Origin of the sequence: Streptomyces sp. NPDC017979 (assembly GCF_044328175.1) — a bacterium.
In the GTDB taxonomy this organism is placed as follows: domain Bacteria; phylum Actinomycetota; class Actinomycetes; order Streptomycetales; family Streptomycetaceae; genus Streptomyces.
On the sequence record NZ_JBIRGU010000012.1, the window covers coordinates 72435 to 96836 of the forward strand.

23 protein-coding genes and 1 pseudogene are annotated in these 24402 nt (G+C 72.4%); 10 read left to right on the forward strand and 14 right to left on the reverse strand.

Features of this window, described 5'->3' with window-relative positions:
• Positions 1-82 precede the first annotated feature (82 nt).
• The 3 genes and pseudogenes from ACH4E8_RS26940 to ACH4E8_RS26950 all read left to right on the forward strand — a co-directional run.
• Positions 83-784: a CBS domain-containing protein gene (locus ACH4E8_RS26940; RefSeq protein WP_398453009.1), complete on the forward strand. Its 702-nt coding sequence runs from the start codon at positions 83-85 to the stop codon at positions 782-784.
• 6 nt (positions 785-790) lie between these two features.
• Positions 791-1663 carry a universal stress protein gene (locus ACH4E8_RS26945; RefSeq protein WP_398452711.1) on the forward strand — a complete coding sequence of 291 codons (873 nt, stop codon included), beginning with the start codon at positions 791-793 and terminating at the stop codon, positions 1661-1663.
• Positions 1664-2016: 353 nt separating this feature from the next.
• Positions 2017-2208 (forward strand): annotated as a pseudogene (locus tag ACH4E8_RS26950) (DUF1918 domain-containing protein); the annotation flags it as partial.
• Between the two features lie 64 nt (positions 2209-2272).
• On the opposite strand, the gene ACH4E8_RS26955 reads toward ACH4E8_RS26950, so the two are convergent.
• On the reverse strand, positions 2273-2680 hold the full coding sequence (locus ACH4E8_RS26955) for an RNHCP domain-containing protein (protein ID WP_398453010.1): 408 nt from the start codon (positions 2678-2680) through the stop codon (positions 2273-2275).
• A gap of 467 nt (positions 2681-3147) precedes the next feature.
• Between ACH4E8_RS26955 and ACH4E8_RS26960 the strand changes: the two genes are divergently transcribed.
• The gene (locus ACH4E8_RS26960) at positions 3148-4875 is read left to right on the forward strand and encodes a GAF domain-containing protein (protein WP_398452714.1); all 1728 of its coding nucleotides are present in this window, start codon (positions 3148-3150) and stop codon (positions 4873-4875) included.
• Positions 4876-4914: 39 nt separating this feature from the next.
• On the opposite strand, the gene ACH4E8_RS26965 is transcribed toward ACH4E8_RS26960, so the two are convergent.
• From ACH4E8_RS26965 to ACH4E8_RS26975, 3 genes are all read right to left on the reverse strand, one after another.
• The gene (locus ACH4E8_RS26965) at positions 4915-5592 is read right to left on the reverse strand and encodes a response regulator (protein WP_398452716.1); all 678 of its coding nucleotides are present in this window, start codon (positions 5590-5592) and stop codon (positions 4915-4917) included.
• Positions 5593-5698: 106 nt separating this feature from the next.
• Positions 5699-6346 (reverse strand): CBS domain-containing protein, encoded by a 648-nt coding sequence (locus ACH4E8_RS26970; RefSeq protein WP_398452719.1) that lies wholly within the window; start codon positions 6344-6346, stop codon positions 5699-5701.
• 121 nt (positions 6347-6467) lie between these two features.
• The gene (locus ACH4E8_RS26975) at positions 6468-8204 is read right to left on the reverse strand and encodes a SulP family inorganic anion transporter (protein WP_398452721.1); all 1737 of its coding nucleotides are present in this window, start codon (positions 8202-8204) and stop codon (positions 6468-6470) included.
• Between the two features lie 162 nt (positions 8205-8366).
• Here ACH4E8_RS26975 and ACH4E8_RS26980 point away from each other — a divergent pair, with 162 nt between their 5' ends.
• The 4 genes from ACH4E8_RS26980 (at position 8367) to ACH4E8_RS26995 (ending at position 13348) form a co-directional block, all read left to right on the forward strand.
• Positions 8367-9233 (forward strand): universal stress protein, encoded by an 867-nt coding sequence (locus ACH4E8_RS26980; protein WP_398452724.1) that lies wholly within the window; start codon positions 8367-8369, stop codon positions 9231-9233.
• 61 nt (positions 9234-9294) lie between these two features.
• A complete protein-coding gene (locus tag ACH4E8_RS26985; RefSeq protein WP_398452726.1) occupies positions 9295-10185 on the forward strand; it encodes a universal stress protein in 891 nt (296 codons plus the stop codon).
• 29 nt (positions 10186-10214) lie between these two features.
• Positions 10215-10961: an HAD family hydrolase gene (locus ACH4E8_RS26990; RefSeq protein WP_398452729.1), complete on the forward strand. Its 747-nt coding sequence runs from the start codon at positions 10215-10217 to the stop codon at positions 10959-10961.
• Positions 10958-13348 (forward strand): glycoside hydrolase family 65 protein, encoded by a 2391-nt coding sequence (locus ACH4E8_RS26995; RefSeq protein WP_398452732.1) that lies wholly within the window; start codon positions 10958-10960, stop codon positions 13346-13348. Before ACH4E8_RS26990 ends, ACH4E8_RS26995 begins: the two co-directional genes overlap by 4 nt.
• A gap of 18 nt (positions 13349-13366) precedes the next feature.
• On the opposite strand, the gene ACH4E8_RS27000 is transcribed toward ACH4E8_RS26995, so the two are convergent.
• On the reverse strand, positions 13367-13975 hold the full coding sequence (locus tag ACH4E8_RS27000; protein WP_398452735.1) for a hypothetical protein: 609 nt from the start codon (positions 13973-13975) through the stop codon (positions 13367-13369).
• 31 nt (positions 13976-14006) lie between these two features.
• On the reverse strand, positions 14007-14678 hold the full coding sequence (locus ACH4E8_RS27005; RefSeq protein WP_398452737.1) for a CBS domain-containing protein: 672 nt from the start codon (positions 14676-14678) through the stop codon (positions 14007-14009).
• Positions 14679-14858: 180 nt separating this feature from the next.
• On the opposite strand from ACH4E8_RS27005, the gene ACH4E8_RS27010 reads away from it, so the two are divergent.
• Entirely contained in the window at positions 14859-15539 is a 681-nt protein-coding gene (locus ACH4E8_RS27010) for a helix-turn-helix domain-containing protein (protein WP_398452739.1), read from the forward strand.
• Positions 15540-15717: 178 nt separating this feature from the next.
• Here the strand turns inward: ACH4E8_RS27010 and ACH4E8_RS27015 are convergent, their stop codons facing one another.
• Positions 15718-15849 (reverse strand): hypothetical protein, encoded by a 132-nt coding sequence (locus tag ACH4E8_RS27015; RefSeq protein ID WP_398452742.1) that lies wholly within the window; start codon positions 15847-15849, stop codon positions 15718-15720.
• A 77-nt stretch (positions 15850-15926) separates the two neighbouring features.
• On the opposite strand from ACH4E8_RS27015, the gene ACH4E8_RS27020 reads away from it, so the two are divergent.
• Positions 15927-16349 carry a DUF6027 family protein gene (locus tag ACH4E8_RS27020; protein ID WP_398452745.1) on the forward strand — a complete coding sequence of 141 codons (423 nt, stop codon included), beginning with the start codon at positions 15927-15929 and terminating at the stop codon, positions 16347-16349.
• Positions 16350-16356: 7 nt separating this feature from the next.
• On the opposite strand, the gene ACH4E8_RS27025 is transcribed toward ACH4E8_RS27020, so the two are convergent.
• The 7 genes from ACH4E8_RS27025 to ACH4E8_RS27055 are packed head-to-tail and all read right to left on the reverse strand — an operon-like array spanning position 16357 to position 24352.
• Positions 16357-17304 (reverse strand): dimethylarginine dimethylaminohydrolase family protein, encoded by a 948-nt coding sequence (locus tag ACH4E8_RS27025; RefSeq protein WP_398452747.1) that lies wholly within the window; start codon positions 17302-17304, stop codon positions 16357-16359.
• Positions 17285-18538 carry a sulfotransferase family protein gene (locus ACH4E8_RS27030; RefSeq protein ID WP_398452749.1) on the reverse strand — a complete coding sequence of 418 codons (1254 nt, stop codon included), beginning with the start codon at positions 18536-18538 and terminating at the stop codon, positions 17285-17287. The genes ACH4E8_RS27025 and ACH4E8_RS27030 overlap by 20 nt, the downstream gene beginning before the upstream one ends.
• Positions 18531-20462, reverse strand: coding sequence for a methyltransferase domain-containing protein (locus ACH4E8_RS27035; RefSeq protein ID WP_398452750.1), 1932 nt, complete (start codon positions 20460-20462; stop codon positions 18531-18533). Before ACH4E8_RS27035 ends, ACH4E8_RS27030 begins: the two co-directional genes overlap by 8 nt.
• The gene (locus ACH4E8_RS27040) at positions 20459-20911 is read right to left on the reverse strand and encodes a rubrerythrin family protein (RefSeq protein ID WP_398452752.1); all 453 of its coding nucleotides are present in this window, start codon (positions 20909-20911) and stop codon (positions 20459-20461) included. Before ACH4E8_RS27040 ends, ACH4E8_RS27035 begins: the two co-directional genes overlap by 4 nt.
• A gap of 1 nt (position 20912) precedes the next feature.
• Positions 20913-21656: a class I SAM-dependent methyltransferase gene (locus ACH4E8_RS27045; RefSeq protein ID WP_398452754.1), complete on the reverse strand. Its 744-nt coding sequence runs from the start codon at positions 21654-21656 to the stop codon at positions 20913-20915.
• A complete protein-coding gene (locus ACH4E8_RS27050) occupies positions 21653-22684 on the reverse strand; it encodes a sulfotransferase family protein (RefSeq protein WP_398452756.1) in 1032 nt (343 codons plus the stop codon). The genes ACH4E8_RS27045 and ACH4E8_RS27050 overlap by 4 nt, the downstream gene beginning before the upstream one ends.
• A gap of 3 nt (positions 22685-22687) precedes the next feature.
• Positions 22688-24352, reverse strand: coding sequence for a B12-binding domain-containing radical SAM protein (locus ACH4E8_RS27055; protein WP_398452758.1), 1665 nt, complete (start codon positions 24350-24352; stop codon positions 22688-22690).
• Positions 24353-24402 lie beyond the last annotated feature (50 nt).

Sequence of the window (24402 nt, forward strand, 5' to 3'; positions counted from 1 at the left end):
AACGGCTCAATGCGGGTCCGTGCGCCGCAGGGCAGGCTGGAGGGAGAGGTGGTCCGCCACGATCCCACGGGAGCGGAGCATGCTGCATCACCGGACCGTAGCCGACCTCATGACCAGGGACGTCGTGTCCGTACGGCGTGAGACGGCGTTCAAGGAGATCGTCAAGGCACTCACGGAGAACGACGTGAGCGCAGCGCCCGTCCTGGACGTGGACGGGCGGGTCGTCGGGGTGGTGTCCGAGGCCGACCTGATGCGGAAGACGGCCGATCAGGCCGGCCCGTTCGGTCGGATCCCGCTGCCGGAGGTGTCCGCGGAAGACCTGACCAAGGCCGCTGCGTTCCGCGCCGAGGACCTGATGTCGGCGCCCGCCGTGTGTGCCGGCGCGGAGTGGAACGTCGTGGAGGCCGCCCGACTGATGACGGTGCAGGGCGTCAAGCGTCTCCCCGTGGTCGACGACACCGATCGCCTGGTGGGCATCATCGGTCGGGCCGACGTGCTGCGCGTGTTCCTCCGCAGGGACGAGGCGATCCGCGAGGAGATCCAGCGGGACGTGCTGGAGGACGCCCTGGCTCTGGCGCCGTCTGCCGTCACCGCCGAGGTCAAGGAGGGCAGGGTCACCCTGACGGGGACGGTCGGCCGTGCTGCGGTCATCCCCGTCGTCGAGCGGCTCTGCCAGAGCGTCGACGGGGTCGTCTCCGTGCAGAGCCGCATCACACCCAGTGACGAAGGCTCGGCAGCGGTCCTGGACGACCGGTCCGCCGACCCGCCCCGCGTCGGGAAGTGACCGGCGATGGCCTCCACCCCAGTCACCGTCGGACTCGACGGCACCCGAGAAAGCCTGGCCGCCGCCCACTGGGCAGCCGAAGAAGCAGTGGCGCGCGGCACCTCCCTGAACCTGCTGCACGCCTGGGTGCTGCTCACCCTCGAACGCACCGATCCGCCGCCGGAGCAGGACCCGGACTACTGGGCCAAACGCATCGTGGCGACGGCGCAGAAGGAGATCACCGCCCGCTTCCCCGACTTGAGCGTCACCGAGGAACTGGTCGCCGAGGACCCGAGGGCAGCACTCCTGCGTGCTGCCGAGGAGTCCCGCATGGTGGTCGTGGGCTCGCGGGGACTGGGCCGGTTCGGCGGGTTCTTCCTCGGTGACACCGGCCTTGACATCGCCGGCCGGGCGGGAGCGCCGGTCGTGCTCGTACGCGCCCCCAGCGCCCCGCCCCCGAACACCGCCGGCGGCGCTGCGCGCGTCGTCGCCGCGCTGAGCCTGCACGGCCCGTGCGGTGGCCTGCTCGACTTCGCCCGGGCGACCGCGGACGCCCGAGGGCTGCCCCTCAGCGCGGTGCACTGCCGCCCGTTGCCCCCGCACGCCCACGGCCCGGGGGCTCCGAGCCGGCAGGCGCGGGACGACGCGGCCGCGCAGGCCGAACGCGACCTCTCCCGAGCGCTTGCTCCCTGGCGCGCTCGGAACCCGGCCGTACCGCTCCCCACCGAGGTCCACCTCGGTAGCCCGGCGCGCGAGACGGTTGCGGCCGTCGAGGGCGCCGCCCTCCTCGTGATCGGCAGGCGCACCCCTCCGCTGCCCGTCATCCCGCACCTGGGCAACGTGGCGCAGTCCTGTCTGCACCACGCGTCGTGTCCGGTTGCCGTGGTGCCGCACGAATGAGGACGCCCCCGCTGCCGCACTCGTCCCGTCCGGACGGGGCCGCGCAGCAGTGGACGGGAGGTCCCATCCACTTCTCGCGGATCCCGATCGTGTGGTGAACGGTCCGCGTTCGACCGCTTCTCCACATCCCTCACAGGGCCTCCCGTCACCTCCAGTGCACCACCTTGCGGCGACGGACACCAGGGCCGAGCGGGCCCCTGCGAGGACCGTGCGACCCCTCGACCGGGCCGGCCTCCCCACGGCGGGGTTCGTCCGCTGGCCCGGTCGGGCCGGTGGATCGATAGTGGAGGAGAGGAGCGCCCCGGGCCGGGACGCCCCGGGGAGGAGCGCCCTACGGTCGGGAGTGATGCTGCGTGCATGCACACATCGGTGACCGACTCATCGTCGAGAGTCCGACGACGGGAGCCACCAGGAAGGACGGCGAGATCGTCGGACTCCACCACGCCGACGGCACACCGCCCTATGACGTGCGATGGTCCGACAGCGACCGCGTCACACTGGTCTTTCCCGGCCCCGACGCCCACGTCCACCACTTGGTGCCGGGGCCGGAAGCACGAGGATGACCGGTTCGACGGAGGCGGCTCCCGCCGTGGCGGGAGCCGCTCGGCGTCAGCCGCGTGTCCGTCGTCGGCACCCAGGACCGGACTCGCGCTCGCCCACTCGCATGAGGACGAGGACGGAGTCGAGGTCGTCGCCCTGGCGCGGATCGTGGGCCATGCGGTTGCGTCGGCGGGCGCCGCAGCCGGTGCACTGGTGGACGAGCATGTAGCCCTTGGCCGAGTGGTGCTCGACGGCCACCGGGCGCATCAGCGCGCGGCAGTCGTTGGCACGGTCCCCGGGCGAGACGTCCACGTGCAGCGAGTGCAGGCAGAACGGGCAGTGGTTGCGATAGCTCCCATTGACCAGTGGTGCGACCGTCGTGCCGCAGTTTTCGCAGGTGAAGCCAGTGTTTTCAGTTGTTCTGCTGATGGCGCTGCTCCTCAGCGAGTCGAAGGGGTCTTCAACTCGGAGGCGCAGGGTTCCGTTCGCTCTCCCCCTGCTGGAACAGGGGTCGCAGGCTTGACCGGGGAGTGACTCGGTTCACCGCCCCTGCGGGGCGATTACTTCCGGCTCCAGCTTCACCAGGGCGCTTTCGCGTCCCTGGATCCGGACCACGACTGGGTTTGTGTGTTTGCCCCAGCCACTGTCACGCGGGTGTCCCACGTGCCGCCGGTAGGTGTCCATCCGGTCTCACTGCCGTCGGCGTCGTCCCCTACTCGGCAGCGCCGGCAGCTACGCGCTTCAACGCGGTCACGTCACCTCCTGGGTCTCGGTCCTCTTCGGCCCGCGGACGGCCACCGAACTCGCACGATCCTACGGGGGACGACACCCGGACCCGTCGTCCGTCGGGGGCGGTACCCGGGTCCGCGGGCGGCGCAGACGGTCACGACCTACTGTGGAGGGTGATCTCGCTTCCCGGACCGCGGCACCTTCCCGGAGGGCTCATGGCAGGGGACGGCAACGGCTCCGGTCGGGTCCCCCGGCTGCGGCTCGACGAACTGCTCGACGAACTCCAGTCGCGCATCGACGAGGTGCGGGGCACGCGGGATCGGTTGAACGGCCTGCTGGAAGCCGTGCTCGCGGTCGGTAGGGAGCTCGATCTTCCGCAGGTGCTGCACGGGATCGTTGAGGCCGCGGTCGTGCTGGTGGACGCCGAGTACGGGGCGCTCGGCGTGATCGGCGAGGACGAGCAGTTGGCGGAGTTCTTGCCGGTGGGGATCGGCCCGCGGCAGCGCGAGGAGATCGGTGCCCTGCCGTCGGGACACGGACTGCTCGGTGAGTTGATCAGACACCCGGAACCGCTCCGCCTCGCCGAACTCTCCGAGCACCCCGCCTCCGCCGGCTTCCCTGCGCGCCACCCGCCGATGCACTCCTTCCTGGGGGTGCCGATCCGGGTGCGCGACGAGGTGTTCGGCAACCTCTACCTGACGCAGAAGCGCGGCGGCGCGGAGTTCGACGCGGAGGACGAGGCGGTGCTCGCCACGCTGGCGGTCGCGGCGGGCATCGCGATCGAGAACGCACGCCTGTTCGCGGAGGTCCGCTTCCGCGAGCGCTGGCTCGCGGTGAGCGCCGAGGTCACCAGCGCCCTGCTGTCGGGCACCTCCGAGACCCGGGTGCTGGACATGATGCTGGAGCGGGCGCGCGCGATCACCCGCGCTGATCTCGGCGTCGTCCAACTGGTGGAGGGCGACGGCGGCTTGCGGGGGGCCGTGGCGCAGGGGGAACGGGCCGCGGCCCACCGCGGGAGAGTGCCGCCGGGCCCCGGCTCGCTGGCGGGGGAGGCCCTGCGCTCGCACGGGCCGGTGACCTCCGTCGACGTCGCGGAGGACGAGCGGATCACCGTCGATCCCGCGCGGTGGCAGGGGTTCGGCCCCGCGGTCGCCGTCCCGGTGGGCACCGGGACGTCCGTACGGGGCGTCCTCCTCCTGGCCCGGAGGACCGGCGCCGCCCCGTTCACGGAGGTCGAGACGGCGCCCCTGTCGGGGTTCGCCGGGCAGGCCGCACTCGCACTGGAACTCGCCGACCGGCGGCGCGACGCCGAGCGGATGGCCCTGCTCGCCGACCGGGACCGGATCGCCCGGGACCTGCACGACCTGGCGATCCAACGGCTGTTCGCCACGGGGATGACCCTCCAGAGCACGCGGCGCTACGTGACGCAGCCGGCCGGAACCGAGCGTTTGACCAGGGCCATCGACGACCTCGACGACACGATCAAGATCATCCGCTCGACGGTGTTCGGACTCAGGGAACGCGAGCCAGCCGCGGGAGTGCCCGGGCTCAGGTTCCGTGCCGTGCGCGCCGTGGAGAAGGCCGCGCCCGCCCTCGGCTTCACCCCCGCGCTGCGCATGGAGGGGCTGGTGGAGACCGACGTGCCGCCGGCCGTTGCGGACCACGTCGTCGCCGTGGTGGGGGAGGGCCTCACCAATGTGGCCCGGCACGCCCGCGCGACCCGTGCGGAGGTCGCCCTGGAGGCGACCCGGGACACGCTGACGGTGCGGATCACGGACGACGGCGTAGGGATCGGACCGGCCGAGCGCCGTCGGTGCAGCGGACTGCGGAACCTCGCCGAACGGGCGGCTGGGCTCGGCGGGAGCTTGGACGTGACGCCGCTCGACGCCCGCGGGACCCGGCTGACCTGGCAAGTACCGCTCAGCCACCCGACACCGGAGTGACGCGCCGAACGGCGACGAACGGGTCGTAGGGCGTCGGAGTCACTCTGCTTCGTCGTCGTGCGCGGCGATCACCGCGGCCTGCACCCGCCGCTCCACCCCCAGCTTCGCCAGCAGTCGGGAGATGTGGTTCTTGACCGTCTTCTCCGAGAGGAAGAGCTCCTTGCCGATCTCCCGGTTCGTCAGCCCCTCCTCGATCAGACGCAGCACCGCGCGTTCCCGGTCGGTGAGCGCGGCCAACTTCCCCTCCCGGGGCGGGGTCGGCTCCCGGTCCTCCCGCAGGGAGCCGATCAGCCGGGACGTGGTCGCCGGATCGAGCATCGACTGGCCGCTGGCCACCGTGCGAACGGCAGCCACCAGGTCGGAGCCGTTGATCTGCTTGAGGACGTAGCCGGCGGCGCCCGCCATGATGGCGTCCAACAGCGCGTCCTCGTCGTCGAACGAGGTCAACATCAGACAGGCGAGCCCCGGCACGCGCGATCGCAGTTCGCGGCAGACCGTGACCCCGTCGCCGTCGGGCAGACGCACGTCGAGGACGGCCACGTCGGGGCGGAGCGCGGGGCCCCGCGCCAGTGCCTGCGCCGCGTCCCGCGCCTCCCCGACGACCTCGATGTCCGCCTCGGCGTCGAAGAGGTCGCGCAGCCCGCGTCGCACCACCTCGTGGTCGTCGACGAGGAACACCCGGACGGGTGCGTCACGTGCTTCGGTGTCGTCGGGCATCTCGTCCCCTGGCGGTCTGGCCGTGTCTCCGATCATGCCCGGAACCCGGGGGCGCGCAACGGGACCGAACGGGCCGAAGGCCCGCGGGCACCCCGGCCGGCACCGGTCACGGGCCCGCGGGCACCGGTCGGGACAGCTCCAGGCGGATGTCGACGGTGCCCTCCACCGCTCGTACGGCGCGGGCGAGCAGGGGCACCAGGGTCCGGTCCGGGAGGTCGCCGCCGAGGGTGACCACGCCGTCCTGGACCGTCACCTCCAGGCGCTCCGCCGCCGGCACCCGGTCCAGGACGTCGCGGCGGATCTCGGCCGCGATCTCCTCGTCCGTGCGCAGGAACACCTTCAGCAGGTCGCTCCGGCTGACCACGCCCTCCAACAGGCCGCCCGCATCGACCACCGGCAGCCGCTTGATCCGGCGGCGCGCCATGATCCGTGCCGCCTCCGCGATGGTGGCGTCGGCCCGCACGGTGACCGCCGGGGCGGACATCAGGTCCCCGGCGGTGAGCGCGGCGGCCTTGGCGGACCGCTCCGGCGGGGTGTCGGTCCTGGTGGGGTCGTCGTCCCGGTGCTCTTCCTTCAGCAGCAGGTCGGCTTCGGAGACCACGCCGATGACGCGTCCCTCACCTGCGAGCACCGGCACCGCGCTGATCTTCCACTGGGCCATGAGCTCGACGACCTCCTTGTACCCGGCGTGGCGCCCCACGGCGACGGCGGTGTGCGTCATCACGTCACTCACGGAGTGCGGGGAAGCGGCCATCACGGCCTCCCAGGGTCGGCTCGTACGCTGTGTTGCCCATCTCCCGCCAGCGTGGACCGACCCGGGGCGGACGGGGAAGGGCCGCCCGGCCCAACCTTCGATGCGTTTCGGCACCGGCCGGTCAGTCGGTCCCGTCGCGCTGCGTGTTCCGATACCTGCGGTACGCGGCCACCGCGGTCGGCAGCGTGGGGAAGACCCGGTCGGGGTCGACCACTTCGGTGAGGCCGTACGCGTCGAGTTGGTCGAGCAGGTCCTGTTTGACCCGGGCCATGGCGAACACGACGCCCCGTCGGGCCAACTCGGCGCGCAGCGAGGCGAGCGAGTCCAGCGCGGTGATGTCGACCTCCACGTTGGCCTCCGCGTTGAGCAGGAACCACACGACGCGGTCACCGCGCTCCTCCTGCTCGACGACGGCCGCCAACGCGCGCCGTCTGAAGTCCTCCGCGTTGGCGAAGAACAAGGGCGAGTCGTACCGGTAGACGAGCAGCCCGGGCACGGTCTCGGCCTGCGGATAGTCGTCGACGTCGTGCATGCCCGCAACGCCCGGCACCAGGCCCTCCACCGCGTCGTGCGGGCGGGCGACCCGAGCCAGCAGCTCGGCCACCGACAGCCCCACGGCCAGCAGCACCCCGTACAGGATGCCCAGGGCGAGGACCCCGATCAGACAGGCCAGAGCCAGGGCGAACTCGCGGCGCCGGAAGGACGCCAGGCGGCGGAACCCCGCCAGGTCCACCAGCCGCACCGCCGCGTAGATCACGAGCGCGCCCAGCACCGGCACGGGGACGAGCGCGAGCGCCGGCCCGAGGAACAACAGCACCGCGAGCACCACGGCGCCGGTCACCAGCGAGTACGCCTGGGTCCGCGCCCCCGACGCGACGGCGAGCGCCGTACGGCTGGCGCTGCTGCTCACCGGGAAGCCGCGCAGCAGCGCAGCGCCGACGTTCGTCGCGCCGAGGGCGAGCAGTTCCCGATTGGCGTCGGGTCGGTCGCCGCCCGCGCGTCCGGCGAAGGCGCGCCCGGTGAGGATCACGTCCGTGTACCCCACCAGCAGTACTCCGACCGCGGGCAGCACCAATTCGGGCAGGTCGGCGAAGGACGGCAGTTGCGGCCGGGGCAGTCCCGCCGCCACCTCTCCGACCACCGCGATGCCGTGCTCCCGAAGGGGGAAGACCGCGACCGCCGCCGTTGCGACCACGACCACCAGGAGAGGGCCCGGCAGAGTGGGCACGAACCGGGCCGCGAGGAAAAGGAAGACGAGCGCGGCCACGCTCAACGCAGTGGTGGCGGGCTGGAGGCCCGGCAGCCCCCGGGCGAAGGACACGAGCCGGGGAAAGAAGCCCTCGCCACTGGTCGGCACCCCCGTCACCTTGGGCAACTGATCCACGATCATGATCAGCGCGATCCCGGTCAGATAGCCCACCAGCACCGGCCGGGAGAGCAGATCGGCGACGAACCCCAGCCGGACCACCCAGGCCACCAGGCACAGCAGCCCGACCGCCAGCGCCAGCCCGGCGGCCAGCGCCGCGTAGCGGTCGCTGCTCCCGGCGGCGAGCGGTGCGATCACCGCGGCCGTCATCAGCGCCGTGGTCGACTCCGGCCCCACGGAGAGCAACCGCGACGTGCCGAGGACCGCGTACAGCACCAGCGCGGGCAGCGACGCCCACAGCCCGGCCACCGGCGGCAGTCCCGCCACGCCCGCGTACGCCATGACCTGCGGCACCAGATAGGCGGCGACCGCGAGCCCGGCGAGCAGGTCGCCGCGCAGCCAGGCCCGCCGATACCGCCGTAGGACGGCCGCTCCCGGAGCCACGGCGGAGAGGAAGCCGCCCCGCGCCCGGTCGTCGCTGCCCTGGGACATGCGCCTCCTTAACCCGTGTCCCCTCAGCATCCCGCCGGGGGCGGGCGGCTGCGACGTACGACCGGGAGCGCCGCGGGCCGGACCTGCGTCAGTCGCGGGGCCGGGGCGTCGCGCCCATCCTGGAAGAGAGCGAAGACGCACCCGGCACGGGAGGTGCATGCGATGGTCCGCGCCGTCACCGTCGGTCTCGACGGATCGAGGGAGAGCCTGGCGGCCGCCGAGTGGGGTGCTCGCGAAGCCGAACTGCGGAAGGCGCCGCTGCGGCTGGTGAACGTGTGGCCGCCCGACGGCGTCGTTCCGCAGTCGATGGCGGATCGCGCAGGGCAGCGGCACTGGGCCGAGCGGGTTCCCCGCCATGCCGCGGAGGAACTGCGCGGACGCCACCCGGGGCTCGACGTCGCTGCCGATCAGCTCGTCGGCTGGCCCAGGGAAGTCCTGCCGGAGGCGGCCGCGGCGGCCGAACTGCTGGTCCTGGGCTCCCGGGGCCTCAGCGGCGTCGGACGGTTCCTCGTGGGGGCGGTGGGCCAGGCGGTCCTCGCCCAGACGGACCGCCCCGTCGTGTTCGTCCGTGCGCCGGAACACGGGCACGTGCCGCCCGATGCCCGCGGACCGGTCGTTCTCGGCCTGGACACCGCGGCGGACCCCCTCCTGGAGTTCGCCTTCGAGGAGGCCCGACGGCGTGGGACCGGCCTGTGGATCGTGCACGCCTGGAACCTCCCGCCCTACTTCGGCTACGGCATGCCCCCCGACTCCTCCCTGAACGCCGACCTCACCGCGAGCGAGGCGGCGAAGCTGGAGGACGGCGTCAGGCCCTGGCGGAAGACGTACCCGGGCGTCGAGGTGACGGAGGACTCCAAGCGGGGGCGGACCGTGGACCTGCTGGCGGACGTCGCACGTGACCAGGACGCCGCCCTGGTCGTGGTGGGCCGCCGGATCAGGCGCTCGTCGCTCGGCGGCCGCGTCGGTGCGGTCACCTACGGGGTGCTCCACCACGTGGCGGCGCCGGTCGCGGTGGTGTCGCACGCCTGAGCCGGGCCCCGGGGCCTCGGGACGTCGCGCGACGGAAGGGGGCGGAGGAAGGGACGGAACCATGGAACTCCCGCTGGTCGTCGGGGTGGACGGATCGGAGCCGAGCCTGCGGGCCGTGGACTGGGCCGCCGACGAGGCGACCCTGCACGGTCGGGGACTGCATCTCGTCTACGCGTCGAAATGGGAGCGTTACGAGGGCCTGGCCCTCGCCCACGGCCTGGGGAAGCCGTCGGAACGGGTGTTCGCCGAGAACATCGTGGGCTCCGCGACGGAACGGGCCCACCACAGGCATCCCCAACTGAAGATCACTGCCGAAACCCCGGTGGAGGACGCAGCCGCGGCGCTCCTGAACGCCGGACGCAACGCATCCCTGCTCGTCACCGGCTCCCACGGCCGCAGCGGCGTCGCCGACCTGCTCCTCGGGTCCGTCTCCCTGACGGTGGCCGCGCGCGCGGACTGCCCCGTCGTCGTGCTGCGCGGGAACCAGGACGACCGGGTCGGCGCCGGAATGAACCGCAGCATCGCCCTCGGCGTGGCCGATCCCGGCGAGGGCGACGCCGCCGTACGGTTCGCCGTCCGGGAGGCGGCGGCCCGAGGAGTCTCCCTGTGGGCCGTGCGCGCCTGGCGCCTACCGGCGCTGGAAGCCGGCGGACATCCGTTGACGGCGGGGGACGCGGCACGCCACCACGAACGAATGGCCGCCGCACGCATCGAGGACGCCGTGCGCGAGCCGGCGGCACGGCATCCCGGGGTGACGGTCCACCAGCAGACCGGAGAAGGGCCCGCGCGCAGGGTCCTGTTGAACGCGTCCGCCACCGTGGACCTGATGGTCGTCGGGGCCATGCGTCGCCCCGGCTACTTCGGCCTCCAACTCGGCCCGGTGGCCCACACGCTGCTGCACCACTCCGCCTGCCCGGTGGCCGTCGTACCGGAGCGGGCGACACCACCGTGACCCGGGCCGAGCCCCGGGGCGCGCCCGCAGTGACGGCCTTGCGCGGCCTGGCAGCCGTGGTCTTCGACACCGACGGCGTCCTCATCGACTCGGCACGGCTGCACGCCGCAGCCTGGAAGACCGCCTTCGACGCGTACCTGCGTGACCACCCGCCGCCCGACCCGTCCCGGCGGCACCCGTTCGACCCGGACGACGACTACCCGCGCCTGGTCGACGGCAGGTCCCGCCTGGACGGCGCCGCCGCCTTCCTCACCTCCCGGGGCATCGAGCCCGACCCGGCGACGGTCCGGGCCGTCGCCGACGCCAAGGAGCGTCTGTTCAGCGCGCGCATCGACGAGGGCGCAGTGGCCGCCTACCCCGGAGCGGTACTACTCCTGCGCGCACTGCACGAAGCGGACGTGCCGCGCGCCGCCGTCTCCGCGTCCCGGCACGCAAGCGAACTCCTCACCCGCACCGGCCTCACCGACCTCCTCGACGTCCTGGTGGACGGAGCCGAGGCGGCGCGGCTGCGCCTGCCCGGCAAGCCCGATCCGGCGCTGTTCCTCGAAGCCGCCCGCCGGCTGCGCGTCCGGCCGGGGCGCACCGCCGTCGTCGAGGACGCCCCGGCGGGCGTCGAGGCCGGCCGACGGGGCGGATTCGCGCTGGTCGTCGGGGTCGACCGGGCCGGCACCGAGGCGGCCCGCAGCCGCCTGTTGGAGCACGGCGCACACCTCGTGGTCGGCGACCTGGCCGACCTCGTCGACGAAGCCGCGCCGACCCGGGGCGGCGCGCAGTGAACGACTGGACCTGGGAGTACGAGGGCTACGACCCGGCGCAGGAACGACTCAGGGAGTCCCTGTGCACCGTCGGCAACGGATACTTCGCCACCCGAGGTGCCGCTCCCGAGTGCCGCGCCGACGAGGTGCACTACCCCGGGACGTACGCGGCGGGCTGCTACGACCGACTCACCTCGACCGTCGCGGGCCGTCAGGTGGAGAACGAGGACCTGGTGAACCTCCCCAACTGGCTCCCCCTGCGCTTCCGCCTCCCCACCGCGGACGATCCCGCGCCCGCCTGGATCACCCCCGACACCCACCACGTCCTGGAGCAGCGCCTCACCCTCGACCTGAGGTCGGGGACCTTGGAGCGCACCGTCTCGTACGACGTGGCCGGGCTCGTCCTGCACGTGCGCCAATTCCGGTTGGCGCACATGGAGCAGCCGCACGTGGGGCTGCTCAGCACCCGGTTCGCCGCCGAGGGCGGAAGCGGTGACCTTGAGGTCGAGTCGGCGCTCGACGGCACGGTCACCAACAGCGGGGTCGAGCGGTACCGATCCCTCGCCGAGCGGCACTTGACGGCCGTACGGACCGGACAGTCGGCCCCCGACACCTGCTGGCTGGCCTGTCGGACGGCGTCCTCGGGGATCCAGGTCGCGCTGGCCGTCCGCACCGCCGGGGCCGGGGCGGTCGAGCGCCGCACGGTGCGCGACGACGCCCGGGTGGCGCAGCGACTGCGCTTTCGCCTCGCCCCCGGCACGCCCGTCACGGTCGACAAGACGCTCGTGCTGTACACGTCCCGGGACCGGGCGATCAGCGACCCCGTGAGCGCCGCGAACGAACTCCTGGCCCGCACGCCCCCGGCGGATGAACTCATGGCGGGCCAGCGCGGAGCATGGCGGCGGCTGTGGGCGAACACGGCCGTGGACGTGCCGGGCGACGCCGGAGCCGTCCTGCGACTCCACCTCTTCCACGTGTTGCAGACCCTCTCCCCGCAGACCGCCGAACTGGACGCGGGCGTCCCCGCCCGGGGCCTGACGGGCGAGGCGTACCGGGGTCACGTCTTCTGGGACGAGCTCTTCGTGCTCCCCTACCTCAACCTGCACTTCCCCCAGGTCTCGCGCGCCCTGCTCGACTACCGACACCGGCGCCTGGACCGGGCCTGCGCCGATGCGCGGGCCGCCGGCCGACGCGGCGCGCAGTACCCGTGGCAGAGCGGCAGCGACGGCGGGGAGGACACCCAGGAACTCCACCTCAACCCCCGCTCGGGCCACTGGCTCCCCGACCGCTCCCGGCTCCAACACCACGTCGGGCTCGCCGTCGCCTACAACGTCCTGCAGTACCACGAGGCCACCGGCGACACCGGATACCTCCACACCAAGGGCGCCGAGATGCTGCTACAGATCGCCCGCTACTGGGCCGCACTCGCCGAGCACGACCCGGTGACCGGCCGTTACCACGTCCGCGGCGTCGTCGGTCCGGACGAGTACCACGACGCCTATCCGGACGAAGGCCGACCCGGAATCGACGACAACGCCTACACCAACGTCATGGCCGCCTGGGTGATCAGCCGCACGCTCGGCGCCCTCGGCACCCTGCCCACCCCCCTCGCCGCAGAACTGCGCGAGCGCACCGGTCTCGACGCCGCCGAACTCGACCACTGGGACACGGTGTCCAGGAAGCTGTACGTCCCCTTCCACGCCGGAGTCATCAGCCAGTTCACCGGCTACGGAGACCTCGCGGAGCTGGACTGGGACGCCTACCGGGCCCGTTACGGATCGATCCGCCGGCTCGACCGGATCCTGGAGGCCGAGGGCGACGACGTGAACCGCTACCAGGCGTCCAAGCAGGCCGACGTCCTGATGCTCGGCTACCTGCTCAACCCCGTTGAACTCGGGACCGTCTTCCACCGTCTCGGCCACCGCCTCGACGCCGACACGTGGCAGCGCACCGTCGACTACTACCTGCGCCGCACCAGCCACGGCTCCACCCTGAGCAGCCTGGTCCACGCCTGGACGCTGGCCCGGGCACGTCGGAGCGAAGCGTGGACGTTCGCCCGGGAAGCCCTGGCCGGCGACATCGCCGACCTCCAGGGCGGCACCACCGGCGAAGGCATCCACCTCGGCGCCATGGCCGGCACCCTCGACCTCCTCCAGCGCGGACTCACCGGGCTGGAACCCCGCGGCGGGGCGCTACGACTGGACCCGGTGCCGGTGCCGCACCTGTCCGCGTACGGATTCTCCATCCGGTACCGCGGCCACTGGGGCATCCGACTGGAGGTGCGGTCCGGGCGGCTGCGCATCACCGTTCCCGCATCCGACGCCGCACCCATCAGCGTGGAACTGCCCGACCGGACCGTTTCCGTCCATCCCGGCGAAACGTGCACGCTCGCCCTGCCGGACGCGTGAGCGTCCCGCGCGGACGGGTCAGCGTCCGTGCGCCGACCAGTCGGGAGCGGTCTTCACCCAGTCCCGCTCCCACTCGACGAGGTGGTGGTGGGTGCTCAGCGCGTTGGCCGTGAGCCGTGCTCCCCCGACGACGAGGAACGTCGCCGCCGTGACGACCGATCCGGTTTCGATGGCGTCCGCGGCGATGACGACGTCGCTGCGCACCGGCGGCACGACGTTCCCCCGGTCGTCGACACGGATCTGCACCGAGCCACCCTGCTCGGTCCCGGCGGGCACTTTCGCCACGCCGCTACGGGTCCCGTCGGCCGTCGTCCAGCGCACCGTCGCGGGCAGCAGCACCCCACCTCCGACCTGCTGGGAGTCTGCGTCCGGCCGGGGGAGCCGGTCGGTGACGACGGCCTGGACGGAGTGCGACGTGGCGCGCAGCCGGTCGGCCTGCGCAGCTTCCTGCGTGTGGACCGCCCAGCCGGTCAGTGCTCCGGCGAGCGGCGCCCCGACGAACAGGAGGACGGCCAGCAGCAGTCCGATCCAGGCGTCCACCACGTCCGACCGGCGGCGCAGCGGGTTCCGCCGCCACCGCCACGCCCGCCCGGGGGCGCGCGGGCCGGCTCTCGACGCGTCGACCACGGCCGCCACCTCCTTCTGCGAGCAGATCGGCTCAGGGCATCGGCGATGGGCGGGCGCGTGGCGGCACACTCAGTGAGCACTCCACGTCCACCACTCCCTCGACACCCCGGGCCAAGCGTTCCACCAGCGGGACCAGTCCGTCGTCACGCACCGTCCCCGACAGGGACACCACCCCGTTGCTGACGGCGACCTCCACGGAATGGTGGGAGACGGGCAGCAGACGGTCCACGACTTCCCGGCGCACCTCGGCCGCGACGTCCTCGTCGGGCCGCAGGAAGACCTTCAACAGGTCGACCCGGCTGACCACGCCCTGAAGCACTCCGTCACGGTCGACCACGGGCAGGCATTTCACCTGGTGCTCGGCCATCAGCCGGGCCGCGCGCGGCAGCGGGTCGGTGCTGCTCACCGTGATCGCCGGCGTGGTCATCAGATCGCCGACGGTCACGGCGCCGGCCTTGGCGGTGCGATCGAGGTCCCGTTCCTGTTCGACCAGCCCGGGAACGCGGTCGCGGTACTCCTCCTTGGCCAGCAGATCGGCCTCGGAGACCACGCCGACGACCCGCCGGTCGCCGTCCACCACCGGAACGGCGGTGACCCGCCGCGACTCCATGGCGGTGACGACCTCCTTGAACCCGGCGGTGCGGGCGGCGGCGAGCACGTCCCGCGTCATCACGTCACCGACGGTGTACCGACCGTGGGCCATGGCGTGCTCCCTTCCGGAATCGTGCGCCTGCTGGTTCCAGGGTCCTTCCTCCCACGGCCCGCCGGTAGGGGCCGGTCGGGCCGGTACCGGACCTGTCCGGCCCAAGCGTCCGCGCCGGCGTCCGGATCACGCTGAGGGGGACGGAACCCGGACACCCGCCAGGGGAGTGAGGCGACGGACATGCCATCCACCGGCAAACCGAGCCAGCGCAGCGACATCGGTCGCCGGGTCACCGCCCGCAGGGAGGCCCTGGGCATGACCCGTCAGGAGGTCGCCGAGCGCAGCGGTGCCGCGCCCGCGTACATCGCCTACGTCGAGGAGCGCGCTTCGGCCGTCCCCGGCACCGGCATGATGCTGCGGCTCGCCGAGGCACTGCAGACCACCGTTCCCGAACTCACCGGCTCGGCGGCGGAACGCGTGCCGGGCCGGGGCAGCGGGCTCCGGGACGCCGAACTGAGGGTCCTCGACGAGGGGGAGTGCCGCGAACTGCTCGCCACGGGAGGAGTGGGCAGGATCGCCGTCACCACGTCGGAGGGGCCCGCCGTCGTACCGGTCAACTACGCCGTTTCCGGCGACCGCATCGTCTTCCGCACGGCTCCCGGCACGGTACCCGCCGCAGCGGCGGACACGGAGGTCGCCTTCGAAGTGGACCGCATCGACGACGCCTTCAGCAGCGGATGGAGCGTACTCGTCGTGGGCGACGCGCAAGGCGTCACCGACCCCGAGCTCGTCCGCGCCCTGGAAGAGCACGCCGACGACCTGTCGTGGGCGGGCGGCGACCGCTCCCTGTGGCTGGAGATCGTGCCACGCCGCGTCTCGGGCCGTCGCATCGTCAACGCCGCGACACCGCAGACGAAATGACGGGAACGGGTGAACGGCCCCCGGCTGCCGGGCACCGTGGAACCGTACCCGGCAGGAGCCACCCCGGCTACGGCCGCGCACCGATCGCCACCGCCTCGGCGAGTGCGCGGCGGGACCGTTCGGCCTTCTTCGCCGGGACGCCCCGGCCCGCCCGTGCGGGCGGGCCGGGGCGGTTTGATCAGATGCGGTAGCCGAGGCTCCGCAACTGCTGACGGATCGCCTCGTCGTCGGCCGCAGCGGTGCCGCTGGTCGCGGCGCCCGAGTCGGTCGGAACGAGCGTGACGTGCTCCTCGCGCATGTTCTCGGTCACTGGTTCTCCTCTCCTGTGACTTCGGTGTTCATTCTTGTCCGGTCGGACAAGCTCGGTGCCGCCCTTAGGGTGGCGGTATGGACGGCGACATGGATGACCTGGCCTACGACGCGACCGGTACGCCGACGGTTCGGCTGCGCCAGTGGGAACGGTGCTGGCCGCAGGATGACCCGCACGCCAACTTCAAGGCCGAGGTGGTCGAGTACGGGCTCCTCGATCCGCTGGTGACCGTGCGCGGCATGTCCCGGAACCTGGACATCCCGGTCGGCCCGATCGTCCGGTACGTGCTGGCGAAGTGGGCCACCGGGGGCAGCGGCGGCCTGCTCGAACTCGGGCCGGTGATGGTGCCGCGCCTGTGGGAGCCCATCGCGGCCGCGGAGGAGGCCGACTCCGACGAGCAGCGACTCGCGGCGTACCACCAACTCCGGCAGATGATCTCTTGGCTGAAGGTGCCGCTGGACGACCCCACGGTGTACCCGCCTCAGCAATCGGCCGACTGATCGGCGCTCAGTGCGCACGGCGCACCACCCCGGTCACGCAGCCGATCCCGCCGGCCGCCCGCAGGTACTCGCCGATGTCGATCTCGTCGACGGCCGCACCCGCCCGCTCCAGCTTCCGCCGGATTCCCGGGCACCCAGCGGACATCAGCACCCGCCCCGGCGCGAGCACCAGCAGGTTCATCCCGCGCCGCACCAGCAGTTCTTCGTCCGGCGGCAGCGCGATCACCCGGTAGCCGTACTCGGCGAGCAGCGCCATCAACTCCGGTGGGCTCGCCGCCCGGTGGACGACGGCGGTGGACGAGTCGAGGAACATCACCGTCCCCAGCAGGTGCTGTACGCCCGGCGCCAGGGGTACGGTCACCACCCGCGCCCCCAGTTCCACGACGGCCGAGGCGATCTCGGCCGCGCCGGCCGCGTTCGTGCGGAACCCGGTACCGACGATCACCGTCGACGGGTCGATCCACAGCGCGTCGGCGCCCTCGAACGCGGCGGTGCCGGACACCGTGCGCAGGATCGGGAACCCGGCCTCGGCCAGTGCGAGCGCGGCATGCCGTTCCTCGCCGGCCCGCTGCACCGACGCCATCCGCGCCAGCACCGCCCCGGCCGGGGTCATCCAGAACAGGTCCCGCGCGAACACCACGTTCGGCGTCGCCGCGGGGGACGTCAGGTGCACCTCGACCCCGTTGTCCCGCAGGCGGTCCGCCAGCGCGTCGCACTGCGCCCGCATCGCCGGCAGGTCCACCGGCCCGAGCATGAGGGAGTCCCCCGGCCGTTGCACCGCAGCGATGCTGTCCGGCGGGCGGACCAGCAGCACCGACCGCAGCGTGGCCGTCTCCGACCGGTACCCGCACCGCGCCCACACGCCCCCGGCCGCGACCTCGTCCACGTGCGACGTCAGCCGGGGGACCCATCCCGGGCCGCCGTGGGTGCTCAGCTCAGATCCAGTGGTCGTCATGGGCATAGCCAAGCCTTTCTGCCATCGCGAGCACGTCGCCGCTCAGCGCGGGCCGGATTTGCTCCTCCCGCGCCCGCCACCGGCCGGGGCGTGGTGCGGCGGTGGCCACGGTGGCGGCGATGCCGTCGGTCGCGGCCCGCTTCAGCGGCCCGTCGAACGGGATCCCCAGCCAGTCCGCGATCCGCTCGACGGCGTCCGCGCGGGCCGGCGGACCGCTGATCAGGTCCTCGAACCGCACCGTGTGGTCCGCACCGTGCGCGAGAACCGCACGGTGACTCGACGACCACTGGTGGGCGCAGACCCGGGGCAGGTCGGCGGTGGTGTACGCGGGCCAGCCGGGCGGCAGGTCGAACTTCCACCAGTGCCGGTCGGCCGGCCGCACGTCGGCGTATCCGGCGATGTGCAGCGGTTCGTCCAGCCGGTACGCGTGGAACCCGTGGTGCAGCCACCCGTCGATGAGGCCGTTGATCGACGCGGCCGGGTTCCGGGTCAGGTGCAGCACCCGCAGGCGCGCGTTGGGGAACACCGCCCGCAGGAAGCCGAACCGGTGGACGTTGCCCGGAGTCTTGATCACCAGTGGTTTCGCGGCGAGATCGTGTTCGTCCGCGGGCCGCCACGGGCGGGGGAGGACGAAGGGCGGCTCTTCGAGCAGCAGTTCACCGGGCGGCCCGGCCGGTCGTGGTCCCGGTGGCCGCCCGGGAAGGTCGTAGTACCACGGGTTCACGCCGGCCATGCCGATCAGCGCCCGCGCGAACCGGGGCAGATCACGGTCCAGTACCGCCTCGGCGGTCCGCACCAGGTCCACGGGGTCGAGGCCCAGCTCCGGCCACTGCATGACCAGCCGCCACGCCGCGTCCACCGCCAGGTTCTCCACGCCGGTGCCGGGAGAGCCCGCGTCCAGGGCCAGTTCCGCTTCGAACAAGGCCCGGGACTCCGGCTGAAGCCCGTGCCAGTGCGCCGCGTCGAGCACGTCGGACCCGGTGCCGCTGTGCGGGTGGTCGAGGCCGACCAGCCGCAGCAGCGGATTCAGCTCACCGCGCAGGTGCAACAGGTGCGGCGAGGACCGCAGCAACTCGGCGAGCATGCTCGACCCGCCCCGCGAACTCGACGCGACGACGACGAGATCGCGCACCTTCGCGCGGAAGTGCGGCACCGGCGTGCCCCGCAGCGGCCGCAGCTCCGCCAGCCCGCGCACGACCTCGGCGACCGGGCGCTCCACGGTGCGGCTAGGCATGGGCGGGTTTCCGCACCGAGTACACGCACCACCGCCACCGGTCGCGCACCGAGCCGTCCGGCAGCACCTCGAACGGGTGGACGTCGCGCACCTCGCGCGGCGCGTCGTAGTAGAGGCGGTAGATCTCCTGCCGGTTCGCCGGTGTCGTCTCGTGGGTGTCGATCCACCGGTCGATCGACTCCCACAGGAAGTACTCCTCCATCCGCACGTCGGTGAACCCGCCGTCGGTGAGCAGCGCCCGGAAGTCCTCCTCGCGGAACATCTGGTACAGCAGGGGCTGCTTCTTCTTGAACACGCGGAACATCCAGAACGCGTCCACGTCCGCGTACGGCACGATCTGCCCGACGATGAACTGCCCGCCCGGCCGCAGCACCCGGAAGATCTCCGACACCGGCCGCTCCGGCTGGGGCAGCAGATGCAGCACCTCCCGGGTGACCACGAGGTCGAAACTGGCGTCGGGGAACGGCAGGTCGTAGACCGTGCCCTGGTGCACGACGTCCAGCCGGGTGGCGGCGAGCGCCGCCATCTCCGGGGTGAGGTCCAGCCCGACCATCTCGCCGACCCGGCCGCGGAACGCGCCGCCGACGACACCGCTGCCGCAGCACACGTCCAGCATCCGTGCGTCGGGCGGCACCGCGCACAGCTCCGCGTGCTTGCCGAGCAGGTCCTCGTCGGTGAGCCAGGCGCACGAGTCGTGCCAGTCCTTCGAGCGGATCCCGAACTGTCGCTGGTAGACCGCGTAGTCGACCTCGACGGCCCGGGTCCGGGAGCGGGCCGTCCGGCCGGCCAGCCGTGCGGCGAGCCGGGCCCGACTCGCGTCGACGGCCCGTTCGGCGATGCGGCGGGCCAGTTCCGGGTCGGCCGCCAGCGCCCGCCGCGTCTGATCGGTGACGACGTCGAACACGCGGGCGCCCGCGTCGTCGTTGCGCAGGGTGCGTTTGGTCTGGCCGTCGAACCGCGCGTCCGGGATCCGGATCGCGATCACCGCGGTCAGCCCTTCCAGGATGTCGACCACGGTCATCTTGTCCGCGGACGGGCCGAGGTGTTCGGCCACCACCCCGGCCAGCGCGCCGCGCAGGGCGTCCACGTGCGACCCGCCCAGGTCGGTGCGGATGGTGTTGACGTAGCTGAAGATCTGCTCCGCGTACCCCTCGGTCCACTGGACGGCGGCGTCGATCACGCAGCCGTCCCCGGCCCAGGTGACGGTGGTCGGCTCGGCGTGCACCTTCTCGGCGTCGCGGGCGCGGTACGCGAGCAGGCCCCGCACCCCGGTCGTCTCGCACAGCGACTCGTGCCGCCCGGTGCGGTGGTCGGTGAGATCGATCCGCAGGCCCGGGTGCAGATACGCGATGTCGAGCAGCCGGGCGTGCACCAGGTCCGCGTCGAGCAGGCACGAGGAGAAGATCTCCGGGTCCGGGCGGAACCACAACCGGGTGCCGCGGCGGCCGCTGTCGCCGACCCGCTTGAGCGGGGTCTCGATCGAACCCCGGGCGAACGACTCGCTGTGGTGCGCGCCGTCGCGCCACACGTCCAGCCGCAGCCACTGCGACAACGCGTTCACGCAGGCCAGGCCGACGCCGTGCAGCCCGGCCGACGTCGCGTACGAGGAGTGGTCGAACTTGCCCCCCGAGTGCAGCGTGGTGAGGACGAGCTCGCACGCCGGGATCCCGGCCTCCGGGTGCGGGTCGGTGGGGATGCCCCGGCCGTCGTCGGTGACCGAGCAGGAGCCGTCTTCGTGCAGCTCCACCGAGATCGCGCCGCAGTGTCCGGCGGCGGCCTCGTCCACGGCGTTGTCGACCAGTTCGAGCACCAGGTGGTGGGCGCCGTCCGAGCCGGTCGACCCCACGTACATCGAGGGGTTGCGGCGCACCGCCTCCAGCCCGGAGTAGACGGTGATCGCCTCGGCGGTGTAGTCGTTGGTCATGGCGCTCCGTTCCCGGCGAACCGCGGCTCGGTCAGCCCGGTGAGGGTCTGCTCCAGCCGGTCCACGTGCGTCTTCTTCAACGTGCACAGCGTCTCCAGCCAGCTCGCCAGGTCGGCCACGCCGTCCGCGTGCGCCCGCGCCGCCAGGCCGGGGTAGCGTTCGGTGGCCTCCCCGAGGTCGCCGCTGATCGCCGCGGCGAGGTTGCGGCGGGTGTCGCCGAGCGCGCGGCCGGTGCCCGGATCGTCGCCGCCCAGCAGGTCGCGCAGCACGTCCAGGTGTCCGTGGGCGGCGCAGGCCACGCTTTCGGCGAGTTCGCCGAACACCCGGGCCGCCTCGGTGTGTCCCTCGATCTCGGCGACCTGGGCGAAGTAGGAGTACCGCGCAGCGGTGGCCGCCTCGGCGAGGAACGCGGCCCGCACGCCGTCGGCGAGGAAGTGGTCCGGTTCCATGTCAGACCCTCGTTCCCGAGGCGACGACGAACAGCATGTGGTCGGTGATCCGCCCGTCCGTATCGGCCACCGCGTGCCGTGCGCGGAACGCGGGTGACGCGCTTCGGTAGCGGTCCCGGATGGCCTCCCGCGCGTCTTCGCCGATCGCGCCGTTGTCCGACCACACGTCCACGTCCTCCACCGACACGTACCGCTGCGACCGCACCGGGTCGCACCCCGCGCCGGCGAGCAGGTCCTCGACGTCGCCGGGCCGGAAGAAGTGCCGCCGGGCCGGATTGCGCAGCCGCAGGATCTCGAAGTACTCGTCGCGGTCGTCGTCCCCGTAGGCGCACAGGTGGGTCAGCACGATCCGCCCACCCGGCCGGGTCACCCGCACCATCTCCCGCAACGCGTCCGGCAGCGCCATGAACTGGATGCCCTGGCGGCACACCACGACGTCGAACGTGCCGTCACCGAACGGAAGTTCCTCCGCCGGGGCGATCACCAGTTCGTCGAGCACGTCGCGCGCCTGCTCGGCCATCTCCGGCGTGACGTCGACGCCGACCAGCCGGCGCACCCGCCCGGCGAAGAGCCGTGACACCAGTCCGGTGCCGCACGCCACGTCCAGGACCGCGTCGTTCGGCCGGGGCGCGGCCGTGGACAGCATCAACTCGCCGAGCGCGTCGTCCGTGCACCATGAACTGGACCGGTCGTAGGTGCTCGCACGGTCGGCGAAGTGGGTGCGGACGCTTCCCGTTTCGTTCATCTGCTCTCTCCTGCCAGGACCAGGGCGCGGCCCGCCTTCGCGCGGCGGCGCAGCCGGCGGACGGTGGCGTCGCGCCGCCAGCGCCGGAAGTGGTTGCGGTCGGTGCGCAGCGATCGCGCCTCCACCGCCAGTCGCACGGCGAAGCCGCGCAGCGCGACGCCGAGCGGACCGGGAGCCGGTTCGTCCAGCGAGGCCCCGTCGAACGGGTACCGAAGCGTCTCCATCGCCCGCGCGGTCACGCTCTCCACCTGCCGCCGCTCCCGCTCGGACAGCCCCCGTTGGTGGGCGCCGATCCGGGACGTGGTGATCGGGTCGCCCGCCGTGCGCCAGGACGCCGACAGCGACGCGGTCACCCGCGCGTTGCCGCTGAGGTGGTGCGCCAGCATCGCCGGCTCGACCGCCTCACCGATGAAGTCGCAGATCGCCCGGATCTCCCGGTCGGGCGCGGACACCAGGTCCTCGTACCGCACCAGGTGCACCACTTCCGGCCCCCATCGCTCCAGGGCCGCCCGGGCGAGCTCCTGTTCGGCCTTCCACCGCAGCGCCATCCGGTACGGGTGGCAGTAGCCGAACACGGCCCGCTTCGCGGACGCGGCCACGTCGCGGGGATCGCGCACCAGCCACAGGAACCGCGCGTTGGGGAGTTCGGCGACGACCTCGTCGACGTGCTCGACCATGAACGTGCTCTTGCACCCCCACCGGGCCGCGCCCTCCGCGACGCGGTACTGGTCGTAGATCGCCGACACCACCCCGAACAGCGACGGCGCCTCTGCCCTCACGGCGGTCTCCCGCACCGCAGCCCGGTCGATCACGTGCGGCCACGGGTGGATGTGGTTGCGCAGCAACCACATCGCGTCGCCCACCATCGCGTCGACGTCACCGTCGTACGGGATGCCGGACAGGTAGCGCATGAAGTGCGGCGGGTGCGGGACCGCGATCCGCGAGTGCGCGTCGAGCACCAGCCGCAGCAGGTTCGACCCGGAGCGCTCGGTCCCGATGATCAGGATCGGGCCGTCCTGAGGGGACACCGGTCAGACCCCGACCGAGAGCTTCTTCGCGCCGCAGTCCATCAGAGTGCTTCCGGCCGCGGCCACCTCCGGGTCGGCCACCTTGTCCAACGTGTACTGCTCGGAACCGGGAACCAGCGGTGCGGCGGCGGAACTCCACCCCTGGCGCCAGCCGGTCCCGGCGTACGACGTCGACCGCTCGGTGCCGTCGGCCGGCTGCGGGTGGAAGTACTGGAAGTGCTCCGGCCAGTGCCGGAAGTCCATCACCGGGCCGGGCTGATAGGCGTCGTACACCCGCTTGTACGCGTCCCGGCAGACCCGCTCGGGCAGCCCGCTCACGTTCAGGAACTCGTCCTCGTGCAGCGCCTGTTCGACCGACAGCCAGTTCAGGTGGTCGACCTCGGTGCGGATCACCTTGTTGCGCACCGCGTCCTGGTACACCGTCGTACCGGGCATGGCCGACAGGTACTTCACCCGGGTCACGTGGTTGTACTGCTCGGCGAACTGCACCATGTGCGACAAGGACTCCTCGGTCTCGTTCGGCAGACCGACGATGAGCAGCGAGCCGAAGCGCACGCCGCCGTCGAACGTGGTGCGCATCGCGCGGACGGTCAGGTTCTCGCTGCTGCCCTTGCGGGCCTCGCGCAACACCTCGGTGCCCAGCGACTCGACGCCGTACAGGATGATGTCCGCTCCCGCCTCCCGCATCGCGTCGATGCGCGGCACGTCCATGTCGGCGCACCGGGTCAGACAGGTCCACCGCAGATCGTGCTGGGAGATCACGTCGCACATCTCGATGGTCTGGCCGCGGTGCGAGCTGAACGTGAGGTCGACGAAGAAGCAGAACTCCACGCCGTACTGGGTCTTCAGCCAGTCGAGGTCGCGGTCCATCTTCTCCGGCGACTTCGCCCGCACCTGCGGGGTGGTGCGGTAGCAGAACGAACAGTCCATCTTGCAGCCGCGGCTGTAGGACGAGATGACCTGCGGCTGCATGCCGAGCGGCGACCGCGACTGGGGCCACAGGTCGAGCCGCATCCTGGGCAGCGCGTCGAGGTCCATCATCTGGCCGCGTGGCGGCGTGCGGCGCGCCTTGCCCTTCTCGTCCCGGTAGCAGATGCCCTTGATGGTCGGCAGATCCCGCTGCCACGAGCCGCGGGCGTAACTCTCCATCAGCTCCAGGATGGTGATCTCGCCCTCGCTGATCACTGCGATGTCGCAGTCGGTGTCCGACATGAACACCGACGGCGCGGAAGTGACCAGCGAGCCGCCGCAGATGATGGGTACGTCCGGGTGGGACTCGCGGACCATCGCCATCAGCGCGCGGCAGAACGGGAAGTTGTCCTCGAACGTGCACATGCCGAGCACGTCGGTGCCTTCATTGATCTGCTCGTACGCCGCCTGCAGCGGGTTCGGGGTGTAGCGGACGTCGACGATGCGCACCGGATATCCGGCGTTGTGCAGCACGGTCGAGATGTACGTCGCACCCTCGTAGGGTGAGGTGAGGAAGAACTCCCAACCGCGCGGCATGGTGAACGGCGAGGGCCCGACGACGAGGGTGAACCTCGGCAGCGCGGGATCGGTCGGCACCGGTTCGGAGTCCTGATTGCGCATCTGGTCTATGTAGCGCTGGTCGACGGTGCCGTTCGCGTCGGCATACAGCTCCAGGGCCAGGGATAGCTTGCGTGCCATGTGAATTCTCCCTCGCGTCACGGTGGGGGGACGCTACGCCGGGCAACTGT